Here is a 19,333-nt window from a genome sequence, read left to right as displayed (position 1 = left end):
ACCAAGGTTTGATGCCCTTTTACATTGTTCTTATTTAATTATGAAATATGTGTGGCAAAAATGTGAACATCCCTTTTTAGATTGTGAAGTTTTTAGCTTAAACACATTGACATTAAATATGTGCTATTGTATGCTAACAATGGATATAAATGATAAGGTTTTCAACACTTGAAAATCAAGGTTCGCTTGTGTTTTCGACTAACTGTTTTTAACTTTTTTGGTAATTTATACATAAGTTTGCATAGCTTTAGAGTATGTAGATTTTTTTGAAAAAAAAGAATTTACCAAAAAGGGGTTTTCTAAATGACTAAGCAAAAACGGCAGTCATTACAAGCGATTGCATTAATGTCCACCATTCTTTCTCAGTTAGCAGGTTCCGTATTAATCGGTCTATTTGGTGGCAAATGGATTGATGGAAAAGTTGGGACTGAGCCACTTTTTTTAGTTTTAGGCCTTCTTTTAGGGCTTGCAGTTGGCGTCTATGCCATGCTGCGCACAGTCCGACAATTTTTTTCAGGAGATTAATAATCCATGCAAGAATTGCAACATTTATTTCCAAGACTTCGATCCTACATATTTTATTTATTAGCAATATACGTTCTCGGATGGGGATTTACTCCTTATCAAACCGTGTTTTTAGGCCTGATTTTAGGTACAGCACTCAGTTTGTATAACCTTTGGGTTTTAGTAAGAAGGGCTAAACAGTTTGGACAAGCGCTGGATGAAGGAAAACGACCTCGTTCAGTAGGAACATTTGCAAGGTTTGCAACCGCTGCGCTAGCAGTTGTAATTACAATCTCTTATCCAAATACTTTTCATATTATTGGTGTAGTTATGGGATTAATGACATCCTATCTTGTCATTATCATAGATTTAGTTGTTCAAAATATACGCAGGAGATGGGAAGAGAGGTGAATATAGTTGGGTCATGAATCACCAACTCAAGATTTCTTTGGTCTTACGTTTAATCTCAGTAACATGTTGATGATTACCGTGGCGTCAGTCATTGTGTTTTTAATTGCAGTTTTATGTACTCGTACTTTAGCAATGAAGCCTACAGGTATGCAAAACTTCCTGGAGTGGGTATTAGACTTTGTAAAAGGCCTCATTAACAGCACAATGGATTGGAAGACAGGTGGACGCTTCTTAACACTAGGTGTAACGCTCTTAATGTATATCTTCGTTGCCAATATGTTAGGATTGCCATTTGCCGTTGTTGTCGATCACGAATTATGGTGGAAATCACCGACTGCTGATCCGACGATTACATTGACTCTAGCAGCAATGGTCGTTGTCTTATCACATTATTATGGTATTAAGATGAAGGGGTTCGCAGAATATGGTCGAGATTACTTCAAACCAATGCCTTTTCTATTCCCATTAAAGATTATTGAAGAGTTTGCAAATACGCTAACGCTTGGTCTACGTCTTTTCGGGAATATCTATGCAGGAGAAATTCTGTTAACTTTATTAGCAGGGCTTGCTACAAGTGGTACTGCTCTTGGATTATTTGGGGCGGTTGTGCCAACATTGGCATGGCAAGGCTTCAGTATTTTCGTAGGTGCAATTCAAGCATTTATCTTTACAATGTTAACAATGGTTTACCTGGCACACAAAGTGAGTCAAGACCATTAATTTATAAAACCTTCGCTCAAGCTTTACCCGTTTTGAGCGAGTTTAAAACATGTTGAAAAAATTCTATTTCACTAAGGGAGGACTTTATAAAATGGGTTTATTAGCAGCTGCAATTGCAATTGGTTTAGCGGCACTAGGTGCTGGTATCGGTAACGGTCTTATCGTATCAAAAACAGTAGAAGGTATCGCTCGCCAACCAGAAGCACGTGGTACATTAACAACAACAATGTTCATCGGGGTTGCATTAGTAGAGGCGATTCCTATCATCGCTGTAGTAATCGCGTTCATGGTTCAAGGTCAATAATTAGTAACTTAAAACGTTTAAAAGTGGCGAAGATCATTCGAAAAGAACCTTCGCCATTGCTTTATGTCTTTAATGAGCAAAATCATAGATGTTAAGTCTTTGAAGGGAGTGAAGCAGCCGTGTCAAATACGTTTGTATTAGGAGCATCAGGCTTTAACGGTGGAGATATTTTATTCCAATTAGTAATGTTCCTTATCTTGCTAGCATTGTTACGAAAGTTCGCGTTTGGTCCAGTAATGGGTATCATGAAACAGCGTGAAGAGCATATTGCAAGTGAAATTGATTCAGCTGAACAGCAGAATCAACAAGCACAAAAGCTTGTTGAAGAGCAACGCGAGCTGTTAAAACAGTCTCGTGAAGAGGTTCAAGTTTTAATGGAAAACGCAAGAAAATCCGCTGAAGAGAAAAAAGAAGAAATTGTTGCTGCTGCGCGTGAAGAGTCTGAGCGCTTAAAAGCATTAGCAAAACAAGAAATTCAGCAAGAAAAAGATCAAGCAGTTACTGCACTTCGTGAGCAAGTTGCATCATTATCTGTATTAATCGCGTCGAAAGTGATTGAAAAAGAATTGTCAGAGCAAGATCAAGAGAAGTTGATCAATGAGTACATTCAAGAAGTAGGGGATGTACGATGAGTCAGCCGGCAGTCGCGAAGCGTTATGCATTAGCTCTTTTTCAATTAGCTTCTGAAAAGCAATCTATCGATGCTTTACAAGAAGAATTAGACGTAGTGGAAGCAGTTTTCGCTCAAAACGATGATTTAATTGAAGTGTTAACGCATCCAAAGATTTCAAACAACCGAAAAAAAGACTTAGTTCGCCAAACGTTTTCAACGTTGACAGAAACGGTTCAAAATACGCTCCTTTTATTATTAGATCGTCATCGTATTCAAGTAGTAGGGGAGATCACTCGTGAGTATCGTGCTCTTGCAAATGAAGCACGAGGTGTGGCTGAAGCTACCGTTTACTCTGTAAAAGCATTATCTTCAGATGAAGAGCGTGCTATTTCTGAAACATTTGCACCAAAGGTAGGAAAGCATTCATTATATATTACAAATGTAATCGATAAAAGCCTAATCGGCGGCGTGAAGCTTCGCATCGGCAACCGTATTTATGACGGAAGTATTTCCGGGAAATTAGAATCGGTACATCGCGAACTTCTTGCACATAGATCGTAGATAGGGGTGAAATTCATGAGCATCAAAGCTGAAGAAATTAGTGCGCTGATAAAACAGCAAATTGAAAACTATCAGTCTGAGATTAAAGTGAGTGATGTAGGTACTGTTATCCAAGTAGGGGATGGTATCGCACGTGCTCATGGCCTCGACAATGTCATGGCTGGAGAGTTAGTTGAATTTTCAAACGGTGTCATGGGTATGGCACAAAACTTAGAGGAAAACAATGTCGGTATCATTATCTTAGGACCTTACACTGGAATTCGTGAAGGGGATGAGGTACGTCGTACGGGAAGAATCATGGAAGTTCCTGTAGGAGAACAATTAATTGGTCGTGTTGTAAACTCGTTAGGTCAACCTGTAGACGGTTTAGGCCCAATTGGAACAACAAAAACACGTCCAATTGAAAGTCAAGCTCCTGGTGTTATGGATCGTAAATCTGTACACGAGCCACTTCAAACAGGTATTAAAGCGATTGACGCGCTTGTACCAATTGGCCGTGGTCAACGTGAGCTTATCATTGGTGACCGCCAAACAGGTAAAACATCTGTGGCAATCGATACAATTTTAAATCAAAAAGACCAAGATATGGTTTGTATTTACGTAGCTATTGGTCAAAAAGAATCAACAGTACGTAACGTAGTAGAGACATTGCGTAAGCATGGAGCACTTGATTACACAATCGTTGTAACAGCATCTGCTTCTCAACCAGCACCAATGCTGTTCTTAGCACCTTATGCTGGTGTAACAATGGGTGAAGAGTTCATGTATAACGGCAAACACGTACTTGTTATCTATGATGATTTAACAAAACAAGCATCTGCATACCGTGAACTTTCATTATTACTTCGTCGTCCTCCAGGTCGTGAAGCATATCCAGGGGATGTATTCTACTTACACTCTCGTTTATTAGAGCGTGCTGCAAAATTATCAGATGCTAAAGGTGGAGGATCATTAACAGCTCTTCCATTTATTGAAACACAAGCAGGAGACGTATCTGCTTATATTCCAACAAACGTAATCTCGATTACGGATGGACAAATTTTCTTACAGTCTGACTTATTCTTCTCAGGTGTACGTCCAGCGATTAACGCAGGTCTTTCAGTATCACGTGTAGGTGGGTCAGCTCAGGTTAAAGCGATGAAGAAAGTAGCTGGAACGCTACGCTTGGATTTAGCATCTTATCGCGAGCTTGAATCATTTGCTCAGTTTGGATCAGACCTTGACCAAGCTACACAAGCAAAGCTTAACCGTGGTGCGCGTACAGTAGAGGTATTAAAACAAGGCTTACACAAGCCGCTTCGCGTAGAAAAACAAGTAGCGATTTTATATGCGTTAACAAAAGGCTTCTTAGATGATGTACCAGTTGCTGATATCACTCGTTTCGAAGATGAGTACTTAGCATGGTTGGATTCAAATCGTAAAGAAGTTCTTGAAACAATTCGTACAACTGGCGGACTGCCTGAAGATGGTGCGTTTGAGTCTGCTCTTGAAGCGTTCAAGAAAACATTTGTAGCATCTGAGTAATCGTTAACTTTGTCAAAATGGTATGTTAAGACAAGCTTTTATTAAGGTAAAGGTGAACTTACGTTCACCTTTCATACCACGTGATCTTCTAAAACAAGGTGGTGAAACCTGTGGCATCATTACGTGATATACAAACGAGAATTACATCAACGAAAAAAACGAGTCAAATTACAAAAGCAATGGAAATGGTTTCAGCTGCAAAGTTAAACCGTGCCGAGCAAAACGCTAAGTCTTTCGTTCCTTATATGGAAAAGATTCAAGAAGTAGTTGCAAGCGTAGCAGGAGGCAGCAAAGGCGCTGCACATCCAATGCTAACGGCTCGTCCTGTAAAGAAAACAGGATACATTGTCATTACTTCAGATCGTGGCTTAGCAGGAGCTTATAATAGTAACGTTTTACGCGCTGTCTCACAAGCAATCGAAAAACGTCATGCATCTTCCGATGAATATGGTGTAATTGCAATTGGGAAAGTTGGGCGTGACTTCTTTATCAAGCGTGGTATTCCAGTGTTTTTAGAAATTACTGGTTTATCCGACCAACCATCTTTTGCTGATATTCAAGGAATTACTTCGCAAACGGTGCATATGTTCGCAGACGGTACATTTGATGAATTGTATTTATACTATAACCATTTTATTAATACAATCTCTCAAGAAGTAACGGAAAAGAAGCTGTTGCCGTTAGCTGATTTAGCTCCAACAGGGAAGCTTGTATCCTATGAGTTCGAGCCTTCTCAAGAGGAGATATTAGAAGTGCTATTGCCACAATATGCAGAAAGCCTTATTTATGGTGGCTTACTGGATGGAAAAGCAAGTGAGCACGCAGCGCGTATGACAGCGATGAAAAATGCAACGGATAATGCAAAAGACCTTATTAATAATCTTACCTTATCATATAACCGTGCTCGTCAAGCAGCAATCACGCAAGAAATTACGGAGATTGTTGGTGGAGCAGCGGCTTTAGAATAGAAATAAGACTTGAAAAGCAAGTTAGGAGGGAACACGATGGCAAAAGGACGCGTTACTCAAATCATGGGTCCAGTTGTAGACGTAAAGTTTGACAGCGGACACCTTCCAGCAATCTATAACGCCCTTAAAATTTCTCATAAACCTGTTAGTGAAAGTGAAGTAGCAATCGAATTAACATTAGAAGTTGCAATTCACTTAGGTGATAATACAGTTCGTGCAGTAGCAATGTCTTCAACTGATGGACTAGTTCGTGGACTAGAAGTAGAAGATACAGGCGCACCAATTTCTGTACCGGTTGGTGATGTAACGTTAGGTCGTGTGTTTAACGTATTAGGTGAGCATATCGATTTAGATGGACCAATCAGTGCGGGAGCTCGTCGTGATCCAATTCACCGCGAAGCACCAAAATTTGAAAACTTATCTACACAAGCTGAAATCCTAGAAACGGGAATTAAAGTAGTTGACCTTTTAGCTCCTTATATTAAAGGTGGTAAAATCGGTCTGTTCGGTGGAGCAGGTGTAGGTAAAACTGTACTTATTCAAGAACTAATCAATAACATCGCACAAGAACACGGCGGGATCTCAGTGTTCGCAGGTGTAGGTGAGCGTACTCGTGAGGGTAACGATCTATACCACGAAATGACAGATTCTGGTGTTATTAAAAAGACAGCGATGGTATTTGGTCAAATGAACGAGCCACCTGGAGCACGTCAACGTGTTGCATTAACTGGTTTAACAATGGCTGAATATTTCCGTGATGAGCAAGGACAAGACGTTCTGTTCTTTATCGATAACATCTTCCGTTTTACTCAAGCTGGTTCAGAGGTATCAGCCCTACTTGGTCGTATGCCTTCAGCGGTAGGTTACCAGCCTACACTAGCAACGGAAATGGGTCAATTACAAGAGCGTATTACATCTACTAGCGTTGGTTCTGTAACATCGATCCAAGCGATTTATGTACCAGCCGATGACTATACGGATCCGGCTCCTGCAACAACATTTGCTCACTTAGATGCAACAACTAACTTAGAGCGTAAGCTATCTGAGATGGGTATTTACCCAGCGGTGGATCCGTTAGCTTCGACTTCGCGCGCGCTTTCTCCGGAAATCGTAGGTGAAGAGCACTATAACGTTGCACGTCAAGTTCAGCAAACGTTACAGCGCTATAAAGAATTACAAGATATTATTGCAATCTTAGGTATGGACGAGTTATCTGATGAAGATAAGCTTGTTGTACAACGTGCTCGTCGTGTTCAATTCTTCTTATCTCAAAACTTCCACGTTGCGGAGCAATTTACTGGTCAGAAAGGTTCATACGTACCAGTTAAAGAAACGGTTCAAGGATTTAAAGAAATTCTTGAAGGTAAATATGATCATTTACCAGAAGATGCTTTCCGTTTAGTAGGACGTATTGAAGAAGTAGTTGAAAAAGCGAAAAGCATGGGAGTAGAAGTATAATATAGGGACATAGGAGGTTTTTTGAATGAAGACAATCCATGTCAGTGTAGTCACTCCTGATGGCCCAGTTTACGATTCGGAAGTGGAAATGGTCAGTGCTAGAGCTCAAAGTGGTGAGCTTGGTATCTTACATGGACATATTCCGATGGTAGCTCCATTACAAATTGGAGCCGTCCGCTTGAAAAAAGGAAGCAGCAGTGATGAAGTTGTAGCTGTTAGTGGAGGCTTTCTTGAAGTAAGACCTGACAAAGTAACAATCTTAGCACAAGCAGCAGAGACGTCAGATATGATTGATGTTTCTCGTGCAGAAGAAGCAAAAAAGAGAGCAGAAACACGACTGCAAAGCAAACAAGATGACGTTGATCATAAACGTGCTGAGTTAGCTTTAAAGCGTGCTTTAAATCGCATAGAAGTTACTAAACAAAAAATGTAATAACTAAAGCCTCCTTAAGCTTTTAAGGAGGCTTTTTACATGTAAATAAAAAGATTATATTAAGTTAAAATATGTAAATTAAGTTATATAGAGGTAAATCTTTGCACATTGCGCTGGACTGTGATTAAATGAGATAGTGGCTTTTCTTTGTTTTTTATCATTATGTTAAGGAGGTGTGATCATGCTAATTGGTGGTATTGGTCCACAGGCGCTATTAGCGATGGTTTCTCACCTTATTTTTATTGTCATTACATGGTATGCGCTTCAAGGTTTTCAGATTGAGAAATTAATGAAGCCAAACCGGATAGTACAAGCAAGAATCATGTTAATCTTGCTAACTATTACAATCGCTTCTACTGTTAGTAATTTCTTTTTGGATTACTTATTCTGGTCGCAGCGAATTCCTTCCTTATTTCAATAGAAAGTAGTGCTACCCTCTTAAAAGGCTGTCTAAAAATGACGACGAAACAGGTGTATTCATCTGGTTAATTTGGACAGGCTGATAGTAAGAAGAGGGAGTGAGGAAATGGGGAAAAAAATTAGTGTCTTTTTGGCTATTTTCATTGCAGGTATAATCGTATATTATGGAAGTTACGTGACCAATGCACAAGCTTCGAATTCAACGCTTGAAAAAATGGTTAACGTCTTAAATAAAGAAGCTGTAGAGATGAAAGAATGGTCATTGTATGCACGTGAAGAAGCTATGGACGTTACTAGTCTAGTAAACTTCCAAATGAAATCAAAACAGCTTCAAAGTAAATTTAGAGGTTTTAAATGGGACATTAAAAGGGAAAACGATGTATGGAAAGCTAAGGGTACAAGACAAACGGAATCTGTGAAAGAGTTGATTATGTTAACCTATACGGGAGATGAAAAAAGTAAGGGTGGATATATCTCATATGAGTTAATAGGACAAGGATTCACGACTCGGAATGTCAACGATGCCGAAGAGATTTTTAAAGACAATTATGAGCAACTTTTCCTAACAAATCCATTAATTTTCTCTTGTATAAAAGGTGAAATAAATGATAAGATGGAAAGTGTTTTGTCTTTACAAGTCAAGCAATTATTAACAGCATTCAATGCCCAGCAGATTGAATCGCTAATGGAAGAGTCATTTGTATCAGTATCAGCATATACTGGACTGTGGGAAGAAGCTCTTTCAAGTCAACAGCAGGAAATGAACTTACAAATTGCATTACGCAAGACAGGAATGGGCGGTCAAACAACCCTAGTTGTTGGCACACCTATTATTACGTCTGAATATTAATATATAGAAAATGGACGCGGAGGGGAATACCTTGGAAAAAATCATCGTCCGCGGTGGAAATAGATTAAACGGTACAGTAAAAGTAGAAGGTGCAAAGAATGCCGTTTTACCTATTATCACTGCAACATTATTAGCTAGTGATGGAAAAAGCATTTTAAATGATGTACCAGCTCTCTCCGATGTATTTACGATTGGCGAAGTTTTAAGACATCTGAATGCAGAAGTGGATTTTGAAACAAATCGTGTAGTTGTAGATGCATCAAGAGAATTAGAAACAGATGCACCTTTTGAGTATGTAAGAAAAATGCGAGCATCTGTATTAGTAATGGGTTCTTTATTAGCCCGTACTGGTAAAGCGCGTGTTGCGTTACCAGGTGGATGTGCAATTGGTTCTCGTCCAATTGATCAGCACCTTAAAGGCTTTGAAGCAATGGGAGCCAAAGTTACGGTTGGAAACGGCTTTATCTATGCTGAAGTTGAAGGAAGATTACAAGGTGCAAAGATTTATTTAGATTTCCCAAGTGTAGGTGCCACTGAAAATATCATGATGGCGGCAACGCTTGCTGAAGGTACAACAATTATTGAAAACGTAGCAAAAGAGCCTGAAATTGTGGATTTAGCAAACTTCTTAAATGCGATGGGTGCGAAAGTACGTGGAGCTGGAACTGGTACAATCCGAATTGAGGGTGTTAACAAATTATATGGTGCCGAACATTCAATTATTCCTGATCGCGTTGAAGCAGGTACGTTCATGGTAGCAGCAGCGATTACAGGTGGAGATGTGCTTGTACGTGGAGCTGTATCTGAACATTTGAGCTCGTTGGTAGCAAAAATGGAAGAGATGGGCGTGAAGATTATTGAAGAAGGCGACGGTTTACGTGTTATTGGACCGGAGAAATTAAAGCCTGTTGATATTAAAACGATGCCACACCCTGGCTTCCCAACAGATATGCAATCTCAAATGATGGCATTATTGTTAGCAGCTGAAGGCACAAGTATGATTACAGAAACAGTTTTCGAAAATCGCTTTATGCATGTCGAAGAGTTTCGTCGTATGAATGCAGATATTAAAATTGAAGGTCGTTCTGTGATTATTAATGGTCCTTCAAAACTACAAGGCGCAGAAGTAGCAGCAACAGATTTACGTGCTGCAGCAGCATTAACGCTTGCTGGCTTAGTGGCTGATGGCTATACGCGCGTTACTGAATTAAAGCATTTAGATCGTGGCTATGTGAACTTCCACCAAAAGCTAGCGGGATTAGGTGCTGATATTGAACGTGTAAATGATAAAACACATCAAGTGGAAACATCACAACAAGTATCTGATGTAAATATGTAATAAAAAAGTATCTCGCTTTGTCGAGATACTTTTTTTTATGGACAAATTTAGAAAAGGTTTTGGAGTGTCATAAAAGCTTGTCCCTATCCATAAATATGAATTATAAGGATTATTGAGTTCCTTGATAAATTCATAGATATGGAGGCTCTGTGTACATGAAGCAAATAAAGCCAATGATTATTCTAGCAGCGATCTTCTTTCTCGTCATTCTTTTAATTCCAACTTTATTGGTGATACCTTTTATTGAAAACGAAAGCGATTCATTAATGAATAAAGAGAATAAAAAAGCGGAACAGTCTGAGGTAGAGGAAGCGCCTAGTTCACAGCTAGATATTGATGTAGGTGTATATCGCTCTCAATCAGAGCAGGTAGAGACGTTGCCTCTTGAAGAATATCTAGTAGGAGTCGTAGCTGCTGAAATGCCTGCAGAGTTTGAATTGGAAGCATTGAAAGCCCAAAGCCTTGCAGCGCGCACTTATACTGTTCAAAAGCTTATGAATAGAGCAAATGCAGGCTTACCAGCCGGAGCAGACATTACAGATACTGTAAACGATCAAGTATATTTAAGTGAAAAAGAATTAAAAGAGCAATGGGGAAAAGAGTATGAGTGGAAAATCAAAAAAGTAAAAGATGCGGTTAAAAAAACAGAGGGACAAATCTTGACGTATAAAAATAAGCCCATTGATGCCACATTTTTTTCAACTAGCAATGGTTATACGGAAAATTCAGAGTCGGTGTGGTCAAATTCTATCCCTTATTTAAAGAGTGTCGAGAGTCATTGGGACACGAAATCACCTAAGTTTAAAAATCAAAAGATGGTATCTATTTCAGAGTTTGAACAGAAGCTAGACGTCAACATCTCACAATCTGGTGATGTAGGTAATATTATTTCAAAAACGCCTGGAAAACGAGTAGATTATGTGCAGGTTGGCAATAAAAAGATAGCTGGAACTGTGGTACGTAATAAGCTAAATCTTTCATCAGCTGATTTTACATGGAAGCGTGAGAATGACCATATTGTCATTGAAACTAAGGGATATGGGCATGGAATTGGTATGAGTCAATACGGTGCTAACGGTATGGCTATGGAGGGTAAATCTTATAAAGACATAGTGACTCATTATTATACAGGTGTAGCAATCGCCGGCTCAGACCAGTATGTTACACAGCTAACGGCTAAAAAGTAAATAAAAAAGCTTACTCTAGACATAGATCTAGAGTAAGCTTTTTTTGGGGAAATAAATAGCTTTATGTATATTTTTAAAACGTTTGTCGAAAAATAATCGAAAAAAACTTTTAGGTTGTGTATATATTCTTAAAATTGTGTTCAAACTGGTTGCTGAGGTGATGATACATGAGAGAGGAAGAAAAGAAACGTACTTCTCAACAATCAAAGGTTCACAAACTTTTTAGAAAGCGTTGGATTTTCCCAGCAATCTATCTGGCAAGCGCAGCAATTATCCTTACAGCCGTTCTTTGGTTTCAAGCGAATGGAAATAGTAACCTAAGCGAAGATGCTAAAGATCGTTATGGACAAGATGGGACTGCATATACAGAAGATGCAATGGAAGTAAATGCATCGCTTGAGAATTTAAAGATGCCACTTGTAAATGATAAGGATGCTGTTGTGAAGAAACCATTTTACGATGATCAAGCATCAAAGAAACAACAAGAAGCAGCACTCGTATTTTATAATAATACGTATCACCCAAACACAGGTATTGACTTAGCGGTAGAAGGTGATAAATCATTTGATGTAACAGCAGCTGCAAGTGGAACTGTTACAAAAGCCGAAAAAGACCCGTTGCTTGGATTTGTAATTGAAGTGGATCACAAAGATGGACTTGTTACGCAGTACCAATCGTTAGATGAAGCGACTGTTGAAGTAGGAGATGTTGTGAAACAAGGTCAAGTGCTTGCTAAAGCTGGAAAGAGCTTATATAACCAAGAAGCAAATAACCATGTTCACTTTGAAATTCGTAAAGATGGCGTTGCTATGAATCCTAGCGATTACTTTGGTAAATCAGTCTCTTCTATTAAAGAAGTGAAAGCTGCTGAAGTGACAGAACCGACTACAGCTGATGAGCCATCAAAGGATAAAGAAGAGTCAAAGCAGGAAGATAAAACTGGTGACGAAGCACCTAAAGCTCCTGAAAAGAAAGAGCAATCTGCGGATGAATTAAAATCAAATGCATAATATAAACTAATAAAAGCCTACCTTCTCTTAAACTCAGTTTTGGGTTAAGAGAAGGAGGTTTTTCTCTATTTTTTGATAAAATAGATGAAATTTTTAAAAAAATAAAATAAATCACTTGTCCCTCTTGACTTTTATAGCATATATCTTCGTATAAGCTAATACACTGTTACAAACCTACAAAGAGAATGGTGGAAAAATATAGAATGTTTTTCATCATCTCACATCCAATTTAGGGAGGGCGAGTAGAGTGCACGATTACATCAAAGAGAGAACTATCAAGATTGGGAAGTATATCGTGGAAACCAAAAAGACCGTTCGTGTAATTGCGAAAGAGTTTGGTGTTTCTAAAAGTACTGTCCATAAAGATTTAACAGAAAGACTACCTGAAATAAACCCTGAACTAGCAAATGAAGTAAAAGAAATACTTGATTACCATAAATCAATTCGACATCTGCGTGGAGGGGAAGCAACAAAATTAAAATACAAAAAAGAAGAAGAAATTGTAAAGTAGTACGATTCCCCTTTACTATCGTAAGCAATAGGGTAGGAAAGGGGAATTTATATTGGTTAAAAAAGTAAAAAAATAAAAATTTTTATTAATAAATACATACATATACAATTTGTGATAAAATAGTAAATTAGGAAAAAAGAATGGTATGCATGCAATGATATGTAAACTGAAGGAGGATTTAAGGTATGTTAGCAAAAGACATCGGTATCGACCTTGGTACGGCTAACGTCTTAATTCATGTAAAAGGCAAAGGAATTGTATTAAATGAACCATCGGTTGTAGCAATCGATAAAAATACAAATAAAGTGTTAGCAGTTGGGGAAGAAGCACGTCAGATGGTTGGACGTACACCTAGTAATATTGTAGCAATTCGTCCTCTTAAAGATGGTGTAATCGCGGACTTTGATATTACAGAATCTATGTTGAAATATTTCATTAATAAGTTAAATGTAAAAGGTTTTTTATCGAAACCTCGCATTTTAATTTGCTGTCCTACGAATATTACATCCGTAGAACAAAAGGCAATACGTGAAGCAGCCGAAAAAAGTGGCGGCAAAACCATTTATTTAGAAGAAGAGCCAAAAGTAGCAGCTATTGGTGCGGGAATGGATATCTTTCAACCAAGCGGTAATATGGTAGTGGATATTGGTGGGGGAACAACAGATGTGGCTGTGTTATCAATGGGCGATATTGTAACAGCTTCATCTATTAAAATGGCTGGAGATCGTTTTGATGCTGAAATCTTACAGTATATAAAAAGCAAATATAAGCTGTTAATTGGTGAGAGAACAGCTGAAGAAATTAAGGTGAAAATTGGTACAGTTTTCCCTAACTCAAGAGAAGAAGAATTAGATATTAGAGGTCGAGATATGGTGTCAGGCCTTCCTCGTACAGTCACAGTAAAATCTCATGAGGTAGAGGAAGCGCTTAGAGAATCTGTTAGCGTCATTGTACAAGCATCAAAAAGTGTCTTAGAACGTACACCTCCAGAGCTTTCTGCCGATATTATAGATAGAGGTGTTATCTTAACAGGCGGAGGAGCTTTACTACACGGTATTGATCAGTTGCTAGCAGAAGAACTAAAAGTTCCCGTACTGATTGCTGAGAGTCCAATGGATTGTGTTGCAGTTGGTACAGGTATTATGCTAGACAATATCGATCGACTTTCTCGCCGAAGTATTATTTAATAATGAAATTCTTATCATACGCTTTTTGTAAAAGCGTAAATAAGATGATAACTCCTCTTTGTAAAGTATTACAAGAGGAGTTTTATTATTTCTAAAAGTGTGAGGTGGACAAGTTGTTTAAAGGTTTTTATACAGCGACAGCAGGAATGCTATCCCAACAGCGAAGAACAGATATGCTTACAAATAATATTGCTAATGCAAATACTCCAGGCTTTAAAGAGGATCAAGGAGTTATTAGAGCGTTTCCGGAGATGTTATTGCAGCGTATCGAAGAGCAGCAAAAAGGAAAAACTGTAACTCGTTCTCAAGAGAACATTGGAAGCTTAAATACAGGAGTATACTTACAAGAAACGGTTCCTAATTTTGTGCAAGGAGATCTCCAGCAAACCGATTACCAAACAGATCTCGCACTGTTACAAACGAACTTACCAGACCAGAATGGTGGCTTATTTTTCGTAGTACAGAGTTCTGAGGATAACCTTTCTTATACACGAAATGGTAATTTTTCAGTAGACCCGGCAGGATTTTTAACCACTAATAATGGTGAATATGTGCTTAATATAAATAATGAAACTATCAATGTCGGAAGTGAAGAATTTAAAGTGGATAATCAAGGGAATGTAATGGTTAATGGTGAAGTAACGGGGCAATTAAATATTGCGTATGCTGATTCTATGGAAACAATCATTAAAACAGGAAACGGACTATACCAAACTGAAAATGGTGAGCCGTTGCCTTCAACTATTGAAAACGGTGACGCTTCTTACGAAATTAAACAGGGGTTTGTGGAGCGCTCTAATGTAAATATGTCACAAACTATGACTGAACTACTTACTGCTTATCGTACATTTGAAGCAAATCAAAAAGTGATGCAAGCTTACGATCGCAGCATGGAAAAAGCAGCCAATGAAATTGGTAAAGTAAGATAAGCATTGTATCAAATAATTGGAGGAATAATACGTGAATCGCTCGATGATTAATGCTACAAACACAATGACTCAATTGCAACAGCGCTTAGATTTAGTTGGAAGCAACTTGGCAAACGTAAATACAGTTGGTTACAAAAAGCGTGACGCGTCATTTAGTGATATGTTGTATCAACAAATCACTAATCAGTCGGATAAAGCAAGTGAACAAGGAAGAAAGACACCGCTTGGCATTCGTCAAGGAGCAGGAGCCATTCTTTCTCAAACGAAACTTGTTACTACACAAGGTTCACTTCAAGAAACAGGGCGACAACTAGATGTTGCATTAACCAACCCAAACGTTTTCTTTCAGGTGCAGAGAGATAATAATGGTACAGTAGAAACGTACTATACAAAAAGCGGTTCCTTTTATCTTACCCCACTTGGAAACGGAGAAGTACAGTTAGTGAACGCAGATGGAAATGCAGTCTTAGATAGTGAAGGCAATATTATTTCCTTTAGCAAGGACTTTCGTGAGCTTCAAATTAATAAAGCTGGTGAATTAACTGTTGTTGGAAGTGAAGAAAATGAAGTTATTACCCTAGGTTTAACTCGAGTAAACCGTCCGCAGTCACTTGAGGCAGTTGGTTTATCTTTATTTAAGGTTCCTGATGCTCTAAATCAAGAAAATAGTATTCAAAGCTTACAGGGTGATGAACGTATGGAATCGGGGATTCGGCAAGGGGTCTTGGAACAATCGAACGTTGATATGAGCAAAGAAATAACGGATATGACATTGACGCAAAGAGCCTACCAGTTTAATTCGCAATCCATTTCAATTGCTGATCAAATGATGGGACTGGTAAACAGTATACGTTAATTATTCGCTTTGCTTTTTATAAAATAGTAAATTATAACTAATTTTTTAATTTGTTCATAAACTATACCTTCACGTGGCATTCTAAGTACGTAGATTGAATTTATGTAAAAGGAGAGTTGCTACGATGAAGAAAAAAATACTTATGGGTTTAGGTTCAGCTGTGTTTGCACTTGCAACACTAGGGGCGTGTAACACGCAAGACCCACCGCCAGAAGAAGAGCAAATGGAAGAGCAAGAAAACATGGATGAGCAAAAAGAAGAAAATATGCAAGAACAAGAGATGCAAGACGAAAACGATATGAACAACATGGATGATAACCAGAATCAAAATGATGATGAAAACAATGAGAATGACCAAGAAGACCCAGTAGAAGATATGAATGATATGGAAGATAAAGATCGTAAAGATGAATAGAATGAGTATAAACAAACATGTCAGCTTAGGTTGTCATGTTTGTTTTTTGTTTGAAAGCGTATACAATTTCCGGAATAAAGGGGTGATGGTATTTAAGAGCTCTTTTTGAGGTACTTCTGGTAAAGAGTGCAGTTTTTGTAAAGCTTTTTTTAAATCAGGGTATTTTTGAAAGAGCATAAGTAGAGTGTGAACATCGTTGTCGGAAACATGATAAGTAGCAGGTGAAGAGTTGAGTTTGTGGGGTTGTTGAAGGTGAGGTTCAGATTCTAAAAACTCATCTAGATTTATTTGGAAATGACTTTTAAGCAAAAGGCAGTCTGCTATATCGGGATATTGAATGGAAGTTTCCCATTTGGAAACTTTAGAGCGAGAAATATTAAGCAATTTTGCAAATTGATCTTGAGTCAAACCTGCATTAGCACGAAGCATTTTAATCTTAACAGCAATTTCTAACATAAGTACCACTTCTTTCTTCATATAGATTGTGTTCGGAATTAGGTCTAAAGTCATGTAAATGAGTAATATTCGAACTTAATTAAAAAAATACAGCAAAATGACAGAAAATTCAAGGTAATATTCGTTTATTTTTAAATTAAATAAAGTAAGATAGGGGTTTTTTAAAAAAAAGTGGTGAAAAAAATAAAGCTTAACTGATAAGTAAAAAAAGGTGAAGAAAAAGCTGTTGAATCATGGTAAAAAATATATTAATATACATAATACAAACAAGAAAGGAGTAGAGAAATGGCGAAATATTACTTGAAACGTAATCAAATAAAACATCGCAAAAGAAAGAATAGTCGAATGAATGATTTACCTTTATTTTTGGGGAAGCATAGAGAGTTTAAGCCTATTAATCCTTTACCCTCCAACCATAACCTTCACCGTATGACTCAACACCCTTTTAAGTAATATAAATTTTTTAATCTTCACGTGTTCTTTATATTTTCTCGTTCATTAGTAGGAAGAGTTTTGTTATTTCGTTTTTTATTATGAAGCTGATATTTAAACTGTGCTAATAATTCAGAACCTGTTAAACCTTGTTCAATCAAGTTAGCGAGAATCATTTCAGCAAAGTGTAGTTTTCTTTCAAGTAATGTACCTTTCATTAATACGCTTATCTGCTTATCGTTAATTGCTTTGACTGAAACAACCTGAACCGAAAACAAGGCAGGATCGTTGGTTGGTTTTGAGATAAGTGCCTCAATTTGTACAGGTTGATGATCTTTTAGTGGCAGCTCAAATAAGCGTGTAAACTGCTGATCAATAACAGCTTCGAGAATCCAATGGTTATCTGTATCTTCTTTATTAATAATTAACCCTTTATTTAATTCTAAATTATGTTTCTCTCCTTCATGATCAATTAGTTGTAGGCCGACTAATCGAAATGTTTTCATACAGAAGCTTCCTCCTTTAACAAATATGTTACTCGTATACCACTATTATAACATGAGGTATAAGAATATTCTTATTATTCAACCTTTTGATTGTGTAGAAATTGAATAAAGAGGTGATCAATTGATTAATGAAGTAGTGTTAGTAGGGCGTTTGACACGAGCTCCTGAACTAAAATATACTTCCGAAGGAATTCCTTTTTCTCACATTACAGTAGCTGTGAACAGAAATTTTCGTAACCAGGAAGGAGAAGTGGACGCAGATTTTGTATCAATAACGCTATGGCGGAAAAACGCTGAAAACATGACGAAATACTGTGATAAGGAGTCTATTATAGGAGTCGTAGGTCGTGTGCAAACACGTACGTTTGAAAACAACTTGCATCAACGCGCTTATGTTACAGAAATTATCGCAGAATATGTTCGGTTTTTAAGCGGTAAGCCTTCCTCACCTGAAAATCAGCCATGATGTTTTTCAGCACTATAAGCTAAATGGAATTGCTTCATTATCTCTTTTATCCAAGATCAGAAAAACTTACTTTCCTCTCTTTATTATAATCCCCACTTTGCCATTGAACTCTCATCAATGGTTCTTTTTTGTGAAAAACTCCTCTAGCTGCAAGTAACAACTAGAGGAGTTTAGCTTTTATTTTGAGAAACGTTTCGCTCCTAGGTAGCGTTTGTTCCAATAGCTATTATCTAAGCTTGAAATAGTTACACCTGTTGAAGAGCCAGCATGAATAAACTGACGATTTCCTAGGTAAATTCCTAGATGTGAAGGTCCTGACGTATATGTAGTAAAGAACACCAAATCTCCAGGTTGTGGCTGACTTACCGACTTTGAAGCATTCCAAAAGCCCATTGTTGTATAACGAGGCATTGAAACTTGTTCTTTCATTACATAGTAAATAAATCCACTGCAATCAAAGCCAGATGGTGTTGTACCACCCCATTTATAAGGAACACCTATATATTTCTTTGCATCAGTAATCATTTTAGAAACATTTAGTTGTCCATTGGTTGGCGTTGTAGTTGAAGGAGTGCCAGTGCTTGGCGTAGATGGCGCTGCTCCAGATGTAGTTACTTTTAAGACCTGGTTGACATAAATAATATCAGATTTTAAGTTATTTGCTGTTTTAAGAGCAGAGACGCTCATTTTAAACTGAGCTGCAATTTTAGAAAGCGTATCACCCTGCTGAACTTTGTATGTACCATTTGTTGAAACCGACGGCGTTTGTGGTTCCGTTACTTCCGGCTTGGGGTTAGAAGATGTAGCTTGTCCATTTACTTTTAATGTTTGGTTGACATAAATAACATTTGATGAGAGTGAATTTAACCTTTTTAAATCTGAAACGCTCATTTTAAATTGAGCTGCAATCTTATATAGCGTATCGCCACTTTGTACTTTATAAGTAGAAGCAGTACTCGGTGTGGAAGGTGTTGGTTTTGCTGTCTCAACAGGTTTCGTAGGCTCTGATGGTTTTGATGCATTAGACGAAATCACGAGTGTTTGTCCTATATGGATAACATCAGACTTTAGGTTATTTTGAGTCTTTAAGTTTTGTACACTTGTTTGATATTTAGTAGCTATTGACCACAAAGTATCGCCTGACTTTACCTGAACAGAAGTAGAAGCAGCGTCAGTAGACGTTTGAAAAAGGGTAATTCCTCCTAATATCGATCCTATCGACAGGACAATTTGCTTTTTTTTCACTAGTAATCCTCCTTTTGTATATGAATCT

At 37.8% G+C, this 19,333-nt stretch carries 24 protein-coding genes; 21 read left to right on the top strand and 3 right to left on the bottom strand.

The window, feature by feature from the left end; translation table 11 throughout:
* The first annotated feature begins 303 nt into the window (after positions 1-303).
* The 20 genes from NIZ91_20485 (at position 304) to NIZ91_20390 (ending at position 16,200) form a co-directional block, all read left to right on the top strand.
* Positions 304-525 (top strand): AtpZ/AtpI family protein, encoded by a 222-nt coding sequence (locus NIZ91_20485; GenBank protein USY55047.1) that lies wholly within the window; start codon positions 304-306, stop codon positions 523-525.
* 6 nt (positions 526-531) lie between these two features.
* The gene (locus NIZ91_20480; protein USY55046.1) at positions 532-915 is read left to right on the top strand and encodes an ATP synthase subunit I; all 384 of its coding nucleotides are present in this window, start codon (positions 532-534) and stop codon (positions 913-915) included.
* Positions 916-921: 6 nt separating this feature from the next.
* Positions 922-1,635, top strand: a complete 714-nt coding sequence (atpB, locus tag NIZ91_20475; GenBank protein ID USY55045.1) for a F0F1 ATP synthase subunit A — start codon at positions 922-924, stop codon at positions 1,633-1,635.
* Positions 1,636-1,726: 91 nt separating this feature from the next.
* Positions 1,727-1,939, top strand: a complete 213-nt coding sequence (gene atpE / locus NIZ91_20470) for a F0F1 ATP synthase subunit C (protein USY55044.1) — start codon at positions 1,727-1,729, stop codon at positions 1,937-1,939.
* Between the two features lie 119 nt (positions 1,940-2,058).
* Entirely contained in the window at positions 2,059-2,571 is a 513-nt protein-coding gene (gene atpF, locus NIZ91_20465) for a F0F1 ATP synthase subunit B (GenBank protein ID USY55043.1), read from the top strand.
* The gene (locus NIZ91_20460) at positions 2,568-3,113 is read left to right on the top strand and encodes a F0F1 ATP synthase subunit delta (protein USY55042.1); all 546 of its coding nucleotides are present in this window, start codon (positions 2,568-2,570) and stop codon (positions 3,111-3,113) included. Before atpF ends, NIZ91_20460 begins: the two co-directional genes overlap by 4 nt.
* A gap of 15 nt (positions 3,114-3,128) precedes the next feature.
* A complete protein-coding gene (atpA, locus tag NIZ91_20455; protein USY55041.1) occupies positions 3,129-4,637 on the top strand; it encodes a F0F1 ATP synthase subunit alpha in 1,509 nt (502 codons plus the stop codon).
* Positions 4,638-4,747: 110 nt separating this feature from the next.
* Positions 4,748-5,605, top strand: a complete 858-nt coding sequence (locus NIZ91_20450; protein ID USY55040.1) for a F0F1 ATP synthase subunit gamma — start codon at positions 4,748-4,750, stop codon at positions 5,603-5,605.
* A 36-nt stretch (positions 5,606-5,641) separates the two neighbouring features.
* Positions 5,642-7,063 (top strand): F0F1 ATP synthase subunit beta, encoded by a 1,422-nt coding sequence (gene atpD, locus NIZ91_20445; GenBank protein ID USY55039.1) that lies wholly within the window; start codon positions 5,642-5,644, stop codon positions 7,061-7,063.
* A gap of 25 nt (positions 7,064-7,088) precedes the next feature.
* Entirely contained in the window at positions 7,089-7,496 is a 408-nt protein-coding gene (locus NIZ91_20440; GenBank protein ID USY55038.1) for a F0F1 ATP synthase subunit epsilon, read from the top strand.
* A 181-nt stretch (positions 7,497-7,677) separates the two neighbouring features.
* Positions 7,678-7,917 (top strand): DUF1146 family protein, encoded by a 240-nt coding sequence (locus tag NIZ91_20435; protein USY55037.1) that lies wholly within the window; start codon positions 7,678-7,680, stop codon positions 7,915-7,917.
* A 105-nt stretch (positions 7,918-8,022) separates the two neighbouring features.
* A complete protein-coding gene (locus tag NIZ91_20430) occupies positions 8,023-8,766 on the top strand; it encodes a YwmB family TATA-box binding protein (GenBank protein ID USY55036.1) in 744 nt (247 codons plus the stop codon).
* A gap of 31 nt (positions 8,767-8,797) precedes the next feature.
* On the top strand, positions 8,798-10,105 hold the full coding sequence (gene murA / locus NIZ91_20425; protein ID USY55035.1) for a UDP-N-acetylglucosamine 1-carboxyvinyltransferase: 1,308 nt from the start codon (positions 8,798-8,800) through the stop codon (positions 10,103-10,105).
* A gap of 155 nt (positions 10,106-10,260) precedes the next feature.
* The gene (gene spoIID, locus NIZ91_20420) at positions 10,261-11,292 is read left to right on the top strand and encodes a stage II sporulation protein D (protein ID USY55034.1); all 1,032 of its coding nucleotides are present in this window, start codon (positions 10,261-10,263) and stop codon (positions 11,290-11,292) included.
* A gap of 167 nt (positions 11,293-11,459) precedes the next feature.
* Positions 11,460-12,302, top strand: coding sequence for a M23 family metallopeptidase (locus NIZ91_20415; GenBank protein USY55033.1), 843 nt, complete (start codon positions 11,460-11,462; stop codon positions 12,300-12,302).
* A gap of 247 nt (positions 12,303-12,549) precedes the next feature.
* A complete protein-coding gene (gene spoIIID, locus NIZ91_20410) occupies positions 12,550-12,813 on the top strand; it encodes a sporulation transcriptional regulator SpoIIID (GenBank protein USY55032.1) in 264 nt (87 codons plus the stop codon).
* Between the two features lie 185 nt (positions 12,814-12,998).
* Positions 12,999-14,000 carry a rod shape-determining protein gene (locus NIZ91_20405; GenBank protein ID USY55031.1) on the top strand — a complete coding sequence of 334 codons (1,002 nt, stop codon included), beginning with the start codon at positions 12,999-13,001 and terminating at the stop codon, positions 13,998-14,000.
* A gap of 113 nt (positions 14,001-14,113) precedes the next feature.
* Positions 14,114-14,929 (top strand): flagellar hook-basal body protein, encoded by an 816-nt coding sequence (locus NIZ91_20400; protein USY55030.1) that lies wholly within the window; start codon positions 14,114-14,116, stop codon positions 14,927-14,929.
* A 31-nt stretch (positions 14,930-14,960) separates the two neighbouring features.
* Complete coding sequence (locus NIZ91_20395; protein ID USY55029.1) at positions 14,961-15,785, top strand: flagellar hook-basal body protein; 825 nt, start codon at positions 14,961-14,963, stop codon at positions 15,783-15,785.
* 124 nt (positions 15,786-15,909) lie between these two features.
* Complete coding sequence (locus NIZ91_20390) at positions 15,910-16,200, top strand: hypothetical protein (protein USY55028.1); 291 nt, start codon at positions 15,910-15,912, stop codon at positions 16,198-16,200.
* 33 nt (positions 16,201-16,233) lie between these two features.
* On the opposite strand, the gene NIZ91_20385 is transcribed toward NIZ91_20390, so the two are convergent.
* Both NIZ91_20385 and NIZ91_20380 read right to left on the bottom strand, forming a co-directional pair.
* Positions 16,234-16,656, bottom strand: a complete 423-nt coding sequence (locus NIZ91_20385; GenBank protein USY55027.1) for a helix-turn-helix domain-containing protein — start codon at positions 16,654-16,656, stop codon at positions 16,234-16,236.
* 470 nt (positions 16,657-17,126) lie between these two features.
* Positions 17,127-17,594 (bottom strand): YwpF-like family protein, encoded by a 468-nt coding sequence (locus NIZ91_20380; protein USY55026.1) that lies wholly within the window; start codon positions 17,592-17,594, stop codon positions 17,127-17,129.
* 121 nt (positions 17,595-17,715) lie between these two features.
* Here NIZ91_20380 and ssb point away from each other — a divergent pair, with 121 nt between their 5' ends.
* A complete protein-coding gene (gene ssb, locus NIZ91_20375) occupies positions 17,716-18,060 on the top strand; it encodes a single-stranded DNA-binding protein (protein ID USY55025.1) in 345 nt (114 codons plus the stop codon).
* Positions 18,061-18,237: 177 nt separating this feature from the next.
* Here ssb and NIZ91_20370 read toward each other — a convergent pair whose 3' ends face one another.
* A complete protein-coding gene (locus NIZ91_20370) occupies positions 18,238-19,305 on the bottom strand; it encodes a LysM peptidoglycan-binding domain-containing protein (GenBank protein ID USY55024.1) in 1,068 nt (355 codons plus the stop codon).
* Positions 19,306-19,333: the final 28 nt, after the last annotated feature.

Origin of the sequence: Bacillus sp. 1780r2a1 (assembly GCA_024134725.1) — a bacterium.
GTDB lineage: Bacteria > Bacillota > Bacilli > Bacillales > Bacillaceae_H > Priestia > Priestia aryabhattai_A.
Note: the sequence above shows the minus strand (reverse complement) of the source record. Positions and strands in the feature narration are given on the sequence as shown.

Excerpts from the sequence above, each read along its gene's own strand:
- NIZ91_20440 (USY55038.1), top strand. The coding sequence starts at position 7,089 with ATGAAGACAATCCATGTCAGTGTAGTCACTCCTGATGGCCCAGTTTAC.
- NIZ91_20415 (USY55033.1), top strand. The coding sequence starts at position 11,460 with ATGAGAGAGGAAGAAAAGAAACGTACTTCTCAACAATCAAAGGTTCAC.
- NIZ91_20405 (USY55031.1), top strand. The coding sequence starts at position 12,999 with ATGTTAGCAAAAGACATCGGTATCGACCTTGGTACGGCTAACGTCTTA.
- NIZ91_20390 (USY55028.1), top strand. The coding sequence starts at position 15,910 with ATGAAGAAAAAAATACTTATGGGTTTAGGTTCAGCTGTGTTTGCACTT.
- NIZ91_20460 (USY55042.1), top strand. The coding sequence starts at position 2,568 with ATGAGTCAGCCGGCAGTCGCGAAGCGTTATGCATTAGCTCTTTTTCAA.
- NIZ91_20435 (USY55037.1), top strand. The coding sequence starts at position 7,678 with ATGCTAATTGGTGGTATTGGTCCACAGGCGCTATTAGCGATGGTTTCT.
- NIZ91_20480 (USY55046.1), top strand. The coding sequence starts at position 532 with ATGCAAGAATTGCAACATTTATTTCCAAGACTTCGATCCTACATATTT.
- atpA (USY55041.1), top strand. The coding sequence starts at position 3,129 with ATGAGCATCAAAGCTGAAGAAATTAGTGCGCTGATAAAACAGCAAATT.
- NIZ91_20380 (USY55026.1), bottom strand. The coding sequence starts at position 17,594 with ATGAAAACATTTCGATTAGTCGGCCTACAACTAATTGATCATGAAGGA.
- atpE (USY55044.1), top strand. The coding sequence starts at position 1,727 with ATGGGTTTATTAGCAGCTGCAATTGCAATTGGTTTAGCGGCACTAGGT.
- NIZ91_20485 (USY55047.1), top strand. The coding sequence starts at position 304 with ATGACTAAGCAAAAACGGCAGTCATTACAAGCGATTGCATTAATGTCC.
- NIZ91_20385 (USY55027.1), bottom strand. The coding sequence starts at position 16,656 with ATGTTAGAAATTGCTGTTAAGATTAAAATGCTTCGTGCTAATGCAGGT.
- atpD (USY55039.1), top strand. The coding sequence starts at position 5,642 with ATGGCAAAAGGACGCGTTACTCAAATCATGGGTCCAGTTGTAGACGTA.
- NIZ91_20430 (USY55036.1), top strand. The coding sequence starts at position 8,023 with ATGGGGAAAAAAATTAGTGTCTTTTTGGCTATTTTCATTGCAGGTATA.
- spoIID (USY55034.1), top strand. The coding sequence starts at position 10,261 with ATGAAGCAAATAAAGCCAATGATTATTCTAGCAGCGATCTTCTTTCTC.